Origin of the sequence: Micromonospora fiedleri (genome assembly GCF_016774385.1) — a bacterium.
GTDB classification, from domain to species: Bacteria; Actinomycetota; Actinomycetes; order Mycobacteriales; family Micromonosporaceae; genus Micromonospora; species Micromonospora gifhornensis.
The window spans coordinates 40,573-53,557 of record NZ_JAETXL010000019.1 but is presented as its reverse complement, the minus strand read 5'-3'; the positions used below and the strand labels follow the sequence as shown (position 1 = coordinate 53,557).

Genomic DNA, 12,985 nt, shown 5'->3' with positions numbered 1-12,985 from the left:
CCGCAGCACGGAGGAACCCGGCCCAGCGTCGGGCCATCAGCATGCCAGCAAACCGACCGACCAACCCCGAACCAACATCATCGACCAACAGCTATGAACGACTGCCCAGATGAAAGACCGAGGCTAGGAGCCGTAGTCAACGCAAGCCGGCTGCACCGTGCACCTCGCACCGGTGCTGATCCAACCGATGGCAGCCGACGACGTCGTCGCGGTGGCCGAGGTCGTGGTCGGCGCGCCGGCCAACGCGGTGGTCGAGGTCGCCGTCCCGGAGCAGTTCCACCTCGACGATCATGGACAGCATTTCGTGGATAGCGGGCGCGATCCCGTGCGTCTGTGGTGGTGAATGAGGCGTACGGGACGGAGTTCAGCGGTTGGACGACGAGGCGAGAGCCAGGTTCGGTGAGTTCGCGCAGAACCGGACCGCCGCCCTGATCAGGGCGGCGTACCTGCTGACCGGCGATCAGCATGCCGCCGAGGATCTGGTGCAGTCGGCGTTGGCCAAGACGTACGCCAGGTGGCCGACGATCCGGCACGAGGACCCCGAGGGGTACGTGCGCGCGGTGATGTACCGCGAGCGGGTCAGCTGGTGGCGGCGCCGGGGACGACTACGGGAGACGCTTGTCGGCTCGCCGGTCGAGCGGGAACACCCGGACGACAGCTGCCATGCCGACCTGCGGCTGGCCATGCGGGCAGCTCTGCTGCGCCTTCCCGTGGCGCAACGTGCGGTGCTGGTCCTGCGGTACTACGAGGACCTGCCCGAGCAACAGGTGGTCGAGGTGCTCGGCTGCTCGGTCGGGACGGTCCGCAGCCGGACCCACCGGGCGGTCAGCCGGCTGCGTGAGGTGCTGCCCGGTGCCGAACTCGTGCTGGAGCTGAAGCGATGAACACCCCGATCGACGACCTCATCCGATCCACCCTTACCGACCTTGCCGAGGAGGCAGTTCCGATGAACCTGACAGACTCCGCCGTCGCCCGGGCGCGCCGGCGTCGTACCCTCACCGTCTCGGTGGGGGTGGCGGGCGTCGTCGCCGCCCTCATGGTCGGCACGCCACTGGCGTTGGCGGTGAGCCGGGACGCCCCGCCGTCCGCGCCCGCCGATCAGCCACCGGTGGACTTCCCCAGCCCTGTCCCGATCAGCCCTGTCCCCTCCCCGCCGGCCGACCTGCCCAGTCCTGTCCCGATCAGCCCTGTCCCCTTCCCTCCGGTGGATCCGAAGGGTCCGGGCGCAGGTTCCTGACTCCAGGAACCATCGGCCGGGCGGCCCGAGCTTGGACAGACCGGAGCCGCCCACCGCCGGGCTTGCCGCACGTCTGCGCTCGGCGGTGATGTGCACGTGGGGATTGGCCCGTCAGAGCCGTGCGAGAGCGGGGCGTGTGCTCGGCCCGGAGGGGATGCGAGGCTGAACGCGTGGCTCCCCGATCGACGTACCTGCGGCAGGTTGATGACATCCTCGCCCGGGTCGAGGTCATTGCCAGGTCTCTCGACTCGTACATCCCGGGTGCCCGCGAGTCCCTGGGCCGGTGCGATGCCCGCCTGCCGGTGACGCCTGTATGAGCCTGGTGTCGGCGTTCGTGCCGATCTGGATTCTCACCGCGGTCGGCTACGCGGCTTGTCGGTGGGGCCTGCTGGGCGAGGCGGGGGCGTCGGTGCTCGGCCGGTTCGTGTTCCACCTTGCGATGCCGGCCGCCCTGTTCCTGGCCCTGTCCCGAATGCCGCTCTCCGGGTTCGCAGGCCGCCCGCTGCTCGCCTTCGCGGTGAGCACCGCCGTGGTCCTCGGATTCGGGTGGGTCGGCGCGAGCCGGCTGTTCGGTCGCGCACCCGGCGAACGGCCCATCTGGGGCATGGCCGCCGGGTACGTCAACTCGGCGAACCTCGGCATCCCCATCGCCACGCAGGTTCTCGGCGACGTGTCGTTCCTCGCGGAGGTGGTGCTGCTGCAGGCGCTGGTGGTGACGCCCGTGATCCTGGTCGCCCTGGACCGGCACAGCGACCCGGCCGGGCGGGTACGGGTCCGCCGTATCGCCTCCCTGCCGGTACGCAACCCGGTGATCCTGGCGTCGCTGCTCGGCGTCGCGTGCTCGGCTGCCGACCTGCAACTACCGTCGGCGGCCGACGCGTCGCTCACCCTGCTGGCGGGTGCCGCGGTTCCGGCGGCCCTGGTCGCCCTCGGCGCGTCCCTGCACCACACGGCGCCGTCCCGGGCAGAGCCGGCCGAGCCGGTCGGGGTGGCCGAGCTGGCTGTGATCACCGTGTTGAAGCTCGTCGCACAGCCGGTCATCGCGTACGCGGCCGGGTTGGCCTTGCACCTGTCCGCGCCGCAGTTGCTCGCCGTGGTGGTGTGCGCGGGGCTGCCGACAGCGCAGAACACGTTCATCTTCGGTCAGGAGTACGGTGTCGGCCAGGCGTTCGCCAATCGGGCGGTGGTGGTGACCACGACGCTGTCGCTGGCGACCCTGGCCGCCGCGGCGACGGTGCTCGGGTAGGCCCGTCAACTGACTGGTCCGGCAATCCTGGTGAATGCTCCGGTCGTGGGCGAACGCGCGCGTTGACCTGCGCCGAGAAGCCTCGTCAGCCAGGCTGCCTGGCACGGCGGGCGTTCACGCGTACGGACTCCGCACCTGCTCGAAGTGGAACTCGCGGATGAAGCAGTCTCGTGGTTGACCGACCGCGAAGAGCACGCAGTCGATGACCGACCGCGCGGTGAGGTCGCTGTCCGCCTGCCACGGCCCGTCCTGGACGAAGTCCGGTGGAAACAGGGAGATCACTCGGATCCCTTCCGGCCGGAGCCGGTACGACAGGATCTCAGCGAGCCCGGCATGGGCGTGCTTGGCTGCGTAGAACGCGGGATGGGCGCCTGAACGGCGGTGCCCCACCTCGCCGCACGCGGAGATCATGTTGACGACGTCGGGCCGCGACGATGCGCGTAGCAGCGGCAACAGATGCTTGGTCAGCAGCGCGGTGCCGGTTCCGCCCGCGGCCATCACGCTTTCGATCGCATCGTCGGAGCCGTCCGCCAGGTCCTCGCCTTCGAGGTATGCGGCACCATTGTTGATCAGCACATCGAGGTGGCTCGTCCGGTCGGCCACGGCCGCGGCGAACACGCGCACGGAGTTCGGTACGGCGAGGTCGCAGCGGAACGCGTGAGCCCGACCCGGCCCTCGCCGGCTGATCGCATCCGCAACCTGCTCGGCCGCCGCCAGGTCGCGGGCCGAGAGGAAGACCTGTGCGCCGCGTTCGGCGAACGCTTCGGCCAGGAGTCGCCCCGTGCCCCGTGCCGCACCGGTGATGACGACACGCACACCATCAAGATCCACGGCAGGCAGTGAAGCACCTCAACTCTGGTTGAGGTCAACCCATCTGTGATCTCAGTACGTCGAACTCGCAGCCTGGCGAGGAGGGGTCGAAGCCGTGTTCGATCAGCCAGCGGGATGCCAGCAAGCTGCGTAGCGACCACCAGGCGCGGATCACGTCCCGGTCGACGTCGGTGCCGTAACCGGCGAGGAGGTCGCCGAGACGTTCCTCGTGCCCGAGAGTCAGGATGGCCAGGTCGAACAGCGGATCGCCAGGTGCCGCCTCGGACCAGTCGATCACCCCGGTGACCTCGTCGCCGTCGGTGAAGATATGGGTGATCTGCAGATCACCGTGCATGAACACTGGCGTCCACGGCCGAATCGCGGCCTGGGCTATCTCGCGGTTGCGGTCGACCAGGCCGGCAGGCAGGACGCCGTTGTCGACGAGCCAGGCGCATTCGCGCTCGAGTTCCGCGTCCAACCCGACGAGCTTCTTACCGACCCACGGCGGCGGTGGCGCGTCGTGCAGCTTCCGGATCGCAGCACCCGCCGCGGCCCAAGCCGCCGGTGACGCGGGTGACGGCTCACCGAGACGGCCGAGTGCCTGGCCAGGGACGGCGGCGATCGCGAGGACGGGCGGCTTGCGCCACAGGACCTCGGGAGTCGGGACGGGTGCCAGCCGCATCGCCTCGACCTCGACATCGATGCGCGCCTGATCGCTGTCGACCTTCAGGAACACGTCGCCGACGCGCAGGGTCACGCGCTCGTTGTGGGCGACGACGACCGCAACCTCTTCCACACCGGTCATTATCGAAGGCTGGCTGTCGACGCCGCCACGGATTGTCTGCGTGCGTTACGGCGCCACAAGCAAGCGCCCTGGCCGACTCGTCCCACACCGGCACGACCATCCGCTGGACGTCGCAGTCGAGGCTCCGCACCGCCTTGCCGTTCCTCTTGGAAGAGGCTTCAGGTGCGCGCGGGGTGTAGGCGGCTCCTCAGGCGACCGGGAGGTCGATTCGTCGTCCGGTTCCGTCCGGAGCCCCGTCATCGGTGACGATGGCGAACGCGCCCGCCGGCACGCCGTCGAGAGTTGCCACCCGTGATGCGGCGGCCAGCAGGCTGGCCTCGCTCGCTGCGGTGATGAAGAAGACGTACACGTCGCCGAGTTCCTCGCCGTCGTCGTACACCTCGATCGTGCCTTCGTCTTCCACGTCGACCAGGAAGTCCTCGACCTGGTCGATCCAGGGAAACGCGTAGGCGTCCGGATCAAGACCCGGAGTTGGCACCAATGGGACGTGGATCTCGACGATGCTGGCCATGCCGACATGATCTCTCACGAGGAGGTGGGCGGCTCGCGTGCGTAGTCTGCGGCAGCGCCGGTAGCCCTCATGTCGCGGCGCGCGTCCGGACGGTGTGATGGGCTGCGAGAGTGTTCGGGTGTACGACCCGACCCAGTTCAAGGGCACCGCGCGGTACTACCGGCAGGGGCGGCCGCCCTACTCCGCTCAGCTGGGCGAGGTGCTGGCAGGTGAGCTGGGGCTCGACGGTAGCGGCCAACTGCTGGATGTCGGGAGCGGCCCGGGCACGGTGGGGCTGCAACTCGCGTCGCTGTTCGCGCACGTGACGCTGCTGGAGCCGGACCTGGACATGCTCGCCGAGGCCCGCACCTACGCTGCGGCAGAGAGGGTGGCAGGGGTCGACTTCGTCCGGGCCACCGCTGAGGACCTTCCCCACCTGGCGCTGCCGCCGATGCGGACGGTGACGTTCGGGCAGTCGTTTCATCGCACCGACCGCGTCCGTGTCGCCGAAGCCGTCTGGCATGCATTGGAACCGGGTGGGGCGATCGTGCTCATCGGTCACGACCCGACCCGGCCGGCCCCGCGGCAGCTGCCGGACACGCCACCCGTTCCGCATGACGACGTCGATCGGCTCATCAGCGCCTACCTCGGGCCGCAGCGACGCTCGGGTGCCCGACCAGCAACGTTCTACCAGGCGGAGCGCTTCGAGCAGACGCTTGCCCGCACTCGCTTCGGAAGGCCGCGCGTGGTCTACGCGCCGGGACGGCCCGACATCGTCCGTGATGTCGACGGCGTCATCGCCGGCTACCTGTCGATGTCCTTCGCTGCGCCTCACCTGTTCGGGTCCAGGCTGAACGCGTTCATCGCAGAGCTTCGGGTCCTGCTGGAGCAGGCATCGCCGGCGAGCGGTCTGTTCTGGGACTGGCCCGGTGACACAGAAATCCTGATCGCCGAACGACGGTGACGTCCTCCAACGGCACACGAAGTACATGCGGTTGGCTCCAGGAAGGCGGTCCGACAGCCTGCGCGCCGCGGCGACGGTCGGTCGACGGCAACCCGACGCCCTGCCCATTGCGGCGGTTCAGCACAGCAACGCGGCGCCAGTCTCCGTCCGCACCAGGCCGGTGCCCCTCACCACCGCTACGCGGAAGCCACGGACGCGTGTGTTCAGTGTGGTCGTTGGGCGAGGATGAGCCGGCAGCGCGGGTTGCCGTCGCGGCGCTGTCCCAGGGCGGTCAGCGCGACGGTGGTGACGGTGAAGCCGGCCGCTGTCAGGTCGTCGCGAACTGCGGGCAGCGGGTTGGTCCGGTAGTACATGACGAACGGGGGTCGCCACACGGTGTTGCGTACCCGCATGGCCAGGTCGAAGCCGAGCGCGGCCCAGTGCGCGGTCGAGGTCAGCGGCGGCGGTGCACCGATCGGGAGGGCGAAGATCCCGCCGGGCCGCAGCGCGCGGTAGACGCCCGCGAAGAGGGCGGGTCGCTCGGTGGGCAGGAAGTGCCCGAGCGCTCCGAAGCTGACGGCCAAGTTGAAGCCTCCGGTGAACGGCAGGGCGCGGGCATCAGCCTGAACCCACGTGGCGTCCGGGTGGGTGCTGCGTGCCTGGGCGAGCATGCCGGCGCTGAAGTCCACGCCCGTGATGCCTGCGCGGCACACGGACCTGAGCACCGCCATGCCCGCTCCGGTGCCGCAGCACACGTCCAGGCCTTGGTCGAACGGCCCGAGTTCGGACAACGCGTCGGCGGTCGCGCGGAGATAGCTGTCCGGCGTACGAAAAGGTGTGTGGTCGAACTTCGGGGCCAGCAGGTCATAGCCGCGCTCGACCGAGGAGAACGCCTGGACGCAGAGTTCCCGCAGAGACGGACCCTGAGGCGAGAACACCGGCCAAGGGTACCTGCCGAAGCCTCCTGTGGGGCGTCCTCCCGGTGATCACCGAGTGCTGGCCTCGGCCGTGGTCGGACCGCCCGTGGCTGATCAGGCGCGGGTGCGCTGCCGCAGCCGAGTCGAGACGACCGCGACGGCCACCATGAGGACTGCGAGGACCAGGGACGGCAGGGCGTCAGGCCGGCGCAGCAGCTCCCCCGTTCCGGCGTTGCCCAGTTGATGCAGCGTGCCCAGCAAGAGGGTCGGGGCGACGGCGATAAGCAGTCGCTGGTCGGCCGTCGCCACCCACAGGAAGACGGCTACGCCGACGATCACCATGGCGATGGAGATGATCTGCGTACTCACAGGGGCGGGGCGGTAGCCTTCCACCGGGATCAGATGCAGCGCGACTATGACGGCGGTGACCAGAATTGCGTTGCCCCGGGGCGCAGGCGGCACGTCGGCCGGTCGCCGCAGGCCTGCGATGATCAATGGCGCGGCGACGACCGGTGCCCACCACTGCGTTAGTCCGTTGAGGAACAGGTACGGAGAGATGACGGTCGGCACCACCGCTGCAGTCACCACCAGGACGGCAGCAGTGCGGTCGTGGCCCACGACGAGCGCCACCAGCGCTGCGCTCACCATGACCAGGTGGATGCCCTGATCCCGCAGGACGCCGAGGGGGTCCAGGAATACGCCGAACTGGAACGTCCCGACGATGTCGTTCAGGCCGATGAGCACACCCAGTGCCAGCACCGCCATGGCGCCCAGGTGCAGCCCCTGCCAGAGCAGCACGGCGGTGGGCCGGGCCGCGGTGCTGCCGCCGTGCACCCGCAGGCCGCCCCGGATCAGTGAGGCCGCCTGCCGGATGCTGGGCCAGCGGCGGGTGGTCGGTTCGTCGCCGATCAACGTGTCGATCAGTTCGTCGGCACGCTCCCGGCGGTAGTCGGCCGGGTAGGCCCGCAGCAGCATGCGGTACCGCTTCTCCAGAACATCAGAACTCATGCTGGTCTGGTCCTCACGATAGAAGGTTGATCGGTGCTTCCCAGCGGGAAGCTCCGGTGCGGCAAACGATCCATGACCACCCGGGCGGCCCGGGCGAGCCGGTCGGCTTCCTCGGCGAGTACGCGGTAGCCCTCGTCGGTGAGCCGGTAGTAGCGACGGGCACGCCCGTTGACAATCTCCTCACCATCGGCGGTGATGAGTCCCTCGCCGAGCAGCCGGTCAATCACCGAGTACAGCGAACCGGCAGCGAGTGTCACCCGCTCGTCGGACAGCTCGGTCACCCGCTTGATCACGGCATAGCCGTGGAGCGGGCCGCCGATCAGAGCCGCAAGGACGAAGTACGACGGTTCCCGCAACGCGGGACGCGAAGTCGATCGCATGACCTGAATATACAAGCAACATGAGTATCTTGCCAAGGTGACCGTCCAGCGTGGTTGCCTCACCTGATCGCCCCCACAAGACAGCGCATCGGACGGCCGAGCACACCCTCCCGGAGGCACCCCAACTCCGACCTGGGGCCTCACCTGCAAGGAGTCGCGTCATCAGGTCGCAGCGACCTGGAGCACGCGGCCAGCTGCGCCGGCTGGTGAGAATCGGGCCCGATCGCGGCATGGCCGCTGCCGGAGAATGAACGGATGGCGCACGTTCTCGAGGTAGCGGATTCGCTCAGTGGCCTGGCCCGGACCTTCCTTGCCGAGCATGCCCACGCCATGCAGGTCGACACTGGTCCGGACGACGACGAGTGCCGAGCGGTGATGAGCGCTGCGCTCGGGCACTGCGACGAACACGCGTTGACCACGCTGCGACACATCCAGCGTCGATACTCCGGGCTGACTTACCGCAGCGCGTTTCGCGCGAGCGAGATCGTCGTCGCGCCCGTATTCGACGTCGACCCCGACAAGAGGCAGATCCGGTTCGATTTCGCTGTTTCGGACACCGATCCGGACGGCTGCCGCTACAGCTTCCTGCAGCCCGACGGCACCGTGTGGTTCGGCTACCTGGACACCGAGGTTCCAGCGTTTCCATCGCTGGACCACTTCCTGGAGTGCGACGCCCTCCTGCACCACGCCGACCGCCAGAACCACCGGTCCACCGAAACGCCGACCGACGCCAACGCCTACCGGGAGAGGCTGCTTGCCCGCCATCCACACCTCCGCCGCCTCGACATGGCGAGCGGGTTCTGTGTCGAATGGTGGGCCGACGACAAACACCTCGTGTACTTCGACGGGTTGGACGCACGGATCGCGGCGAACGGACACCGCGCGAGCTGGATCCCGACCGTCGTGAAAACCTGGCTCCTCGACGAGCCCTGGGTGAGCGATGGCTCACCACAGTCGATGATGGATGGTACGTACTGTTAGGTGCGATCGGCGAGGCTTCCAGGTCAAAACCGACTCGTCGAGCAGAGTTACCGCCGGAGTTGCTCCGGCCAGTGTCGCTGTTGTTCGGTCTCCGGCACGGTCACGCCTCGGGCCTCACCGATGACCTGCCAGACGTCGTCGAGGGGGGTGCCGAGTCGGAGGAGACAGGCTGCGGCGATCAGTGATGACCTTCCGATGCCGGCGCGGCAGTGCACCGCGACGTGCCGTCCCCCGGTTAGCCGGTCATGCAGAAGGTCGAGGAATGGCCGTGCCAGTGCATGGTCGGGTATGCCGAGGTCGTCGATCGGGAAGGCGTGGAACTCCAGTCCGGCGTTGGTGGCGGCGGCGGCCTCCCCGGTGAGACCAAGTTCAGCGGCCTCGGTCGGGGTGAGCAGGCAGGCAAGGACATCCACGCCGATGTCACGCAGGGCGGTCATCTCGTCGTCGAGCCAGTCGTCGCCGCGCGGTCGCGGCATCGTGCTCAACTGGCCGGGTGGCGGCGTCGGAATGCGGTACAGGGTGGGAGTGAGTCGCATGTGGTGGCCTGACTGTGTTCGGAAGGGCGGGGTCGTTTGTCAGGGTCGGCCCACCGGCGTAGGACGAGGTTTCCGAGGGCGAACGTAAGGAACAGAGCCCCGAGGATGCCGAGCGGGACCTGCGGTGATGCGTCTGTGGAGTTGCTCAGGTCGGCGGAAAGCACAGAACGACGCTGACACGGCTTCGGATCCGTGTAAACGTTTAGGTGCTTGCAGGTCAGTCGTCGTCCTCGTCGTTGTCGGTGGGGAACAGCAGCATGTCGGCGACAAAGCAGGTCACGTGTCCGGCAGTGTCATAGCCGATCCAGGTCGGGTAGCTGCCGTCGCCCCAGCCGCTGGACCATGCGACCATCGCTCCAGAGTCGATCGTGCGGTGCCGGGGGTCGACCAGGCCGTCGAGGGTCAGCCAGACGTCCTGCATCCGTTCGCTGGCGTCCGCGTCGACGAAGCAGGCCATGCCGGCGTCCACGCCGAATCCGAAGTACTGCCGATGGCCCAGATCGATCGGGTTCTGGCCATCGCGCAGGGCCAGTTCCCACCGCGCGGTGGGCCGGTCGCTGACGTCGAGGCGGGCAGCGCTGACTCGGCTGTGGCGCGGGTCATCGAGGTAGGTGGCAAGGCTGATCGACACCGGGTACGCGCCCGGTGGCACGCTGACGGTGAACGGCTCGGCGTCAAACTCCAGCGACGACGGGTCGGCTGCCACCAGACGGCCGGAGGTGAGGCGAAGCTGCCCGGCCTCATGGACCGACAGTCGAAGCCGCTGATCTCGGACGTCGACGATGGTGCCGGGGACGAACAGCTCCTCGATGCCCTGCGGCTTGAGGGGGCGCGGCGCTCGCCACGGCGCACGGGCCTCCACGCGCACCGGCAACTCGTGCTGGACGGCGTCGACGATCTCGCGGGATGTCTCTCGGGATGTCTCTCCGGCGAGGCGTAACAGCTCGTCCCATCGGCCGAACGCCGGGATGGGTAGCCGCGGTGCTCGCTGCTGCGAAGTTGAGTCCCGCCTGATGCCTCGGTCACCGTGCGGTTCCACGATGTCGGTACGCGTTCCGGAAACGGTGTACGTGGTGGTCGTCCTGGCCGCGACGTGCGGATATTCGTGCTTGCCTGCGTCGGCTGGGCCATCCCAGGTGCGGACTTCGCGCAGGAACAGATCGCCCTCGCCGGTGCCGCGCAGCAGGTGCCGAGACAGGGTTCTCTCCGCAGCGTCGAATCGAGTTATCCCGCAGTACCCGTCGCTCCAGGACAGGTCCATCACCGCATGCAGCCGACCGTCGAGCAACAGCACGACGGTGTACGGCTCGGCCGCCGCGTCGCGTGCTTTCGCAGCGCTCGACGTCAACGGATTGACGACACCAGCGTCCCATCCGTCGCAGTAGACAGCCTCCAGCCTGGCTCGCACGGAGGTGACCCTACCTCCGCGTCTTCTCCTTCAAGACCGGGTGTGCACACCTGGCTTGGTTCGGCTGATCCGTACCTCACCAGGCTGAGGTCGGCAGGCAGGTTGCTCAGGGCACGGGATGCATCAGCACCTGCCCGATCGTATGGCGGCACACGTCGCTGATGAGATGGCGCGGCCACCGGTTCGGCGACAGCGTGCCGGCACGCCAGCGGTGTGTCACGATGCTGCCGTGGTGAACATCGAGGTTGTGATGGGTGACATCACGCGGGAGGACGTGGACGCCATCGTCACGGCGGCCAACGAGTCGCTGCTCGGCGGTGGTGGTGTCGACGGTGCGATCCACCGGGCTGCCGGGCCTCGCCTGGCCCAGGCCGGGGGTGCGATCGGCCCCTGCGAGCCGGGCGACGCGATGGCTACCCCGGCCTTCGACCTCGACCCGCCGGTGCGGCACATCATCCACGCGGTCGGGCCGATCTGGGAGGGCGGCGGCCACGGGGAGGCCGACGTCCTGGCCTCCTGCTACCGCAGGAGCCTGCAGGTCGCCGACGAACTCGGCGCCCGCAGCGTCGCCTTCCCGGCAATCGCCACCGGCGTGTACGGCTTCCCTGCCGACCAGGCAGCCCGCATCGCCGTAGCAACGATCAGGTCAACGGCGACAAACGTCCAACGGGTACGACTCGTCGCGTTCGACGAAGACGCCCGCGAGCATCTGCAAGCCGCGCTGACGGCCACGGGTTGATCCGTCCGGCACTGCTGCCGGCGGCGTGACCTGCGCGGTGCTGCGAAAGGCCCGCGTAGCCTGCGATCTGGTGCGGGGTTCAGGTGCCGATCCTCTTACCGGTCGCCGCGTCCTGAGGCGATCGTGATCGCCTCGATCACCCGCCGGGCCGCCGCCGGATCATCGACGAAGCTGGCGGCGGCTTCGAGGTCGACCGGCGGCCCACCGGCAAGGCTCGCGGCCAACGCGATCATCTGCCGGTCGCGGTCCGGCACATCGGCAGTCGCGGCGAAGCGAACCACTGCCTCCCAATCGCGGACCTGCCCCATCTCCACGGTGCCATCCGCGCCCCACAGCAGACTGAGGCGCTCCACGAGGTCAGCGAAGCCGGGCTGATCCGGGACTGCGGTGAAGGTCAGCAGGTGCACGGCGGCCCGCCGACCGGGTGGGGCACCGGTGGCGATGTCGGTGTCCAGGAGACGCCGAATCACGTCACCGGTCAACTCGGAGGGGAGGTCCGGCCGGGGACTGCGATGCAGCGGCGGCGCGGTCTCGGGGTCGGCCAGCAACGCTGCCACCCGCAGGCACTCTCCGCACGGCGGCAACGCGGCGATGTCCGCGTGCGTGTCAGTGCGATACGCGTCGTAAGGAACGTCGATCGCCGCCTGGTCATCGCCTCGGACCGGACGCTGCGGGGCCGAACACAGCGTGTAACCCGTCATGCCGTCGTCGCCGCCGCCCACCGGGTGGAGGTCCACGGACAGGTGCCGGAACGTGCCGTCCGTACACGGTTCAGGTGTCATCGGGTCCTCCTCGCCACCGGACACGACCCGGCAGCCCGTGACAGCGAAGTCTATCCATGTCCGGCAAGGAGGTTCCGCCCCACGGCATCCGACCCGCTGGCATCTCGTCAAGAGTCAGCCGGATCCCGGCCCGGACTACGATGCCCCACGATGATCCCAGGCGGGTACCTGCGTTGGCTTCCGGTCGTGGCGACTGCGGTGGCTCTCGTCATGGCCGGCCTGGTCGGTACGCGTCACCTCGTGGCCTGTTACCGCAAGCGCGGTGTCCCGGCAGGGCTGGCGGCCCGGCGGGCATGGGCCACGACGGTCATGTCGGTCTGGACGCTGCCGTGGCTGGTGGTGGTCCTCACCCCACTCGACGCACCCCGTGATGTTCGGTTGGTGCCGCTGCGTGACCTTGTGGAGATCCTCGCCGACCCTCCGCTGACCGCGTTCTTCCAGATCGTCGGCAATCTGCTGGTGTTCGCGGCGGTCGGGTTCGGTCTGGGCATGGGATGGCAGGTACGGCTCACACATGTGGTCATCGTGGCTGCCGGCATGTCGACCGCGGTGGAAGTGTTGCAGTACGCCCTGGCACTCGGACGTGTCTCGTCGATCGACGACGTGCTGTTGAACACGGCGGGCGCGGGCCTGGCCGTCCTCGCGGCGCGTCGGCTGCCGGTTCCCGCTCGCCTGTTGCCCGTACCGCCGCCGCGATGAGCCC

17 protein-coding genes are annotated in these 12,985 nt (G+C 68.8%); 8 read left to right on the top strand and 9 right to left on the bottom strand.

What is annotated here, in order from left to right:
• The first annotated feature begins 187 nt into the window (after positions 1 to 187).
• The 4 genes from JMF97_RS29835 (at position 188) to JMF97_RS29820 (ending at position 2,483) form a co-directional block, all read left to right on the top strand.
• Positions 188 to 343 carry a hypothetical protein gene (locus JMF97_RS29835; RefSeq protein ID WP_203224566.1) on the top strand — a complete coding sequence of 52 codons (156 nt, stop codon included), beginning with the start codon at positions 188 to 190 and terminating at the stop codon, positions 341 to 343.
• Between the two features lie 28 nt (positions 344 to 371).
• Positions 372 to 884: a SigE family RNA polymerase sigma factor gene (locus JMF97_RS29830; RefSeq protein WP_203224565.1), complete on the top strand. Its 513-nt coding sequence runs from the start codon at positions 372 to 374 to the stop codon at positions 882 to 884.
• Between the two features lie 62 nt (positions 885 to 946).
• Positions 947 to 1,237 (top strand): hypothetical protein, encoded by a 291-nt coding sequence (locus JMF97_RS29825; protein ID WP_146017505.1) that lies wholly within the window; start codon positions 947 to 949, stop codon positions 1,235 to 1,237.
• Between the two features lie 313 nt (positions 1,238 to 1,550).
• Positions 1,551 to 2,483, top strand: coding sequence for an AEC family transporter (locus JMF97_RS29820; RefSeq protein WP_203224564.1), 933 nt, complete (start codon positions 1,551 to 1,553; stop codon positions 2,481 to 2,483).
• Between the two features lie 114 nt (positions 2,484 to 2,597).
• On the opposite strand, the gene JMF97_RS29815 is transcribed toward JMF97_RS29820, so the two are convergent.
• From JMF97_RS29815 to JMF97_RS29805, 3 genes are all read right to left on the bottom strand, one after another.
• Positions 2,598 to 3,314 carry an SDR family NAD(P)-dependent oxidoreductase gene (locus JMF97_RS29815; protein WP_203224563.1) on the bottom strand — a complete coding sequence of 239 codons (717 nt, stop codon included), beginning with the start codon at positions 3,312 to 3,314 and terminating at the stop codon, positions 2,598 to 2,600.
• Positions 3,315 to 3,348: 34 nt separating this feature from the next.
• A complete protein-coding gene (locus JMF97_RS29810) occupies positions 3,349 to 4,098 on the bottom strand; it encodes a phosphotransferase family protein (RefSeq protein ID WP_203224562.1) in 750 nt (249 codons plus the stop codon).
• A gap of 187 nt (positions 4,099 to 4,285) precedes the next feature.
• The gene (locus tag JMF97_RS29805; protein WP_203224561.1) at positions 4,286 to 4,609 is read right to left on the bottom strand and encodes a hypothetical protein; all 324 of its coding nucleotides are present in this window, start codon (positions 4,607 to 4,609) and stop codon (positions 4,286 to 4,288) included.
• A gap of 118 nt (positions 4,610 to 4,727) precedes the next feature.
• On the opposite strand from JMF97_RS29805, the gene JMF97_RS29800 reads away from it, so the two are divergent.
• On the top strand, positions 4,728 to 5,552 hold the full coding sequence (locus tag JMF97_RS29800) for a class I SAM-dependent methyltransferase (RefSeq protein WP_203224560.1): 825 nt from the start codon (positions 4,728 to 4,730) through the stop codon (positions 5,550 to 5,552).
• Positions 5,553 to 5,755: 203 nt separating this feature from the next.
• On the opposite strand, the gene JMF97_RS29795 is transcribed toward JMF97_RS29800, so the two are convergent.
• From JMF97_RS29795 to JMF97_RS29785, 3 genes are all read right to left on the bottom strand, one after another.
• Positions 5,756 to 6,469: a class I SAM-dependent methyltransferase gene (locus JMF97_RS29795; RefSeq protein WP_203224559.1), complete on the bottom strand. Its 714-nt coding sequence runs from the start codon at positions 6,467 to 6,469 to the stop codon at positions 5,756 to 5,758.
• Positions 6,470 to 6,562: 93 nt separating this feature from the next.
• Positions 6,563 to 7,456, bottom strand: a complete 894-nt coding sequence (locus tag JMF97_RS29790; protein ID WP_238360413.1) for a hypothetical protein — start codon at positions 7,454 to 7,456, stop codon at positions 6,563 to 6,565.
• Entirely contained in the window at positions 7,453 to 7,836 is a 384-nt protein-coding gene (locus tag JMF97_RS29785) for a PadR family transcriptional regulator (RefSeq protein WP_102659720.1), read from the bottom strand. The genes JMF97_RS29790 and JMF97_RS29785 overlap by 4 nt, the downstream gene beginning before the upstream one ends.
• Positions 7,837 to 8,091: 255 nt before the next feature.
• Between JMF97_RS29785 and JMF97_RS29780 the strand changes: the two genes are divergently transcribed.
• The gene (locus tag JMF97_RS29780; RefSeq protein ID WP_203224558.1) at positions 8,092 to 8,817 is read left to right on the top strand and encodes a hypothetical protein; all 726 of its coding nucleotides are present in this window, start codon (positions 8,092 to 8,094) and stop codon (positions 8,815 to 8,817) included.
• 47 nt (positions 8,818 to 8,864) lie between these two features.
• Here JMF97_RS29780 and JMF97_RS29775 read toward each other — a convergent pair whose 3' ends face one another.
• Complete coding sequence (locus JMF97_RS29775) at positions 8,865 to 9,353, bottom strand: protein-tyrosine phosphatase family protein (protein WP_203224557.1); 489 nt, start codon at positions 9,351 to 9,353, stop codon at positions 8,865 to 8,867.
• A gap of 217 nt (positions 9,354 to 9,570) precedes the next feature.
• Positions 9,571 to 10,761 carry a DUF4241 domain-containing protein gene (locus JMF97_RS29770; RefSeq protein WP_203224556.1) on the bottom strand — a complete coding sequence of 397 codons (1,191 nt, stop codon included), beginning with the start codon at positions 10,759 to 10,761 and terminating at the stop codon, positions 9,571 to 9,573.
• A 229-nt stretch (positions 10,762 to 10,990) separates the two neighbouring features.
• Between JMF97_RS29770 and JMF97_RS29765 the strand changes: the two genes are divergently transcribed.
• The gene (locus JMF97_RS29765) at positions 10,991 to 11,500 is read left to right on the top strand and encodes an O-acetyl-ADP-ribose deacetylase (RefSeq protein ID WP_203224555.1); all 510 of its coding nucleotides are present in this window, start codon (positions 10,991 to 10,993) and stop codon (positions 11,498 to 11,500) included.
• A 95-nt stretch (positions 11,501 to 11,595) separates the two neighbouring features.
• Here the strand turns inward: JMF97_RS29765 and JMF97_RS29760 are convergent, their stop codons facing one another.
• Entirely contained in the window at positions 11,596 to 12,282 is a 687-nt protein-coding gene (locus JMF97_RS29760; protein ID WP_203224554.1) for a hypothetical protein, read from the bottom strand.
• Between the two features lie 150 nt (positions 12,283 to 12,432).
• On the opposite strand from JMF97_RS29760, the gene JMF97_RS29755 reads away from it, so the two are divergent.
• Positions 12,433 to 12,981, top strand: a complete 549-nt coding sequence (locus tag JMF97_RS29755; RefSeq protein WP_203224553.1) for a VanZ family protein — start codon at positions 12,433 to 12,435, stop codon at positions 12,979 to 12,981.
• Positions 12,982 to 12,985 lie beyond the last annotated feature (4 nt).

Excerpts from the sequence above, each read along its gene's own strand:
- JMF97_RS29755 (WP_203224553.1), top strand. The coding sequence starts at position 12,433 with ATGATCCCAGGCGGGTACCTGCGTTGGCTTCCGGTCGTGGCGACTGCG.
- JMF97_RS29825 (WP_146017505.1), top strand. The coding sequence starts at position 947 with ATGAACCTGACAGACTCCGCCGTCGCCCGGGCGCGCCGGCGTCGTACC.
- JMF97_RS29785 (WP_102659720.1), bottom strand. The coding sequence starts at position 7,836 with ATGCGATCGACTTCGCGTCCCGCGTTGCGGGAACCGTCGTACTTCGTC.
- JMF97_RS29760 (WP_203224554.1), bottom strand. The coding sequence starts at position 12,282 with ATGACACCTGAACCGTGTACGGACGGCACGTTCCGGCACCTGTCCGTG.
- JMF97_RS29835 (WP_203224566.1), top strand. The coding sequence starts at position 188 with ATGGCAGCCGACGACGTCGTCGCGGTGGCCGAGGTCGTGGTCGGCGCG.
- JMF97_RS29780 (WP_203224558.1), top strand. The coding sequence starts at position 8,092 with ATGGCGCACGTTCTCGAGGTAGCGGATTCGCTCAGTGGCCTGGCCCGG.
- JMF97_RS29820 (WP_203224564.1), top strand. The coding sequence starts at position 1,551 with ATGAGCCTGGTGTCGGCGTTCGTGCCGATCTGGATTCTCACCGCGGTC.
- JMF97_RS29775 (WP_203224557.1), bottom strand. The coding sequence starts at position 9,353 with ATGCGACTCACTCCCACCCTGTACCGCATTCCGACGCCGCCACCCGGC.
- JMF97_RS29805 (WP_203224561.1), bottom strand. The coding sequence starts at position 4,609 with ATGGCCAGCATCGTCGAGATCCACGTCCCATTGGTGCCAACTCCGGGT.
- JMF97_RS29790 (WP_238360413.1), bottom strand. The coding sequence starts at position 7,456 with ATGAGTTCTGATGTTCTGGAGAAGCGGTACCGCATGCTGCTGCGGGCC.
- JMF97_RS29810 (WP_203224562.1), bottom strand. The coding sequence starts at position 4,098 with ATGACCGGTGTGGAAGAGGTTGCGGTCGTCGTCGCCCACAACGAGCGC.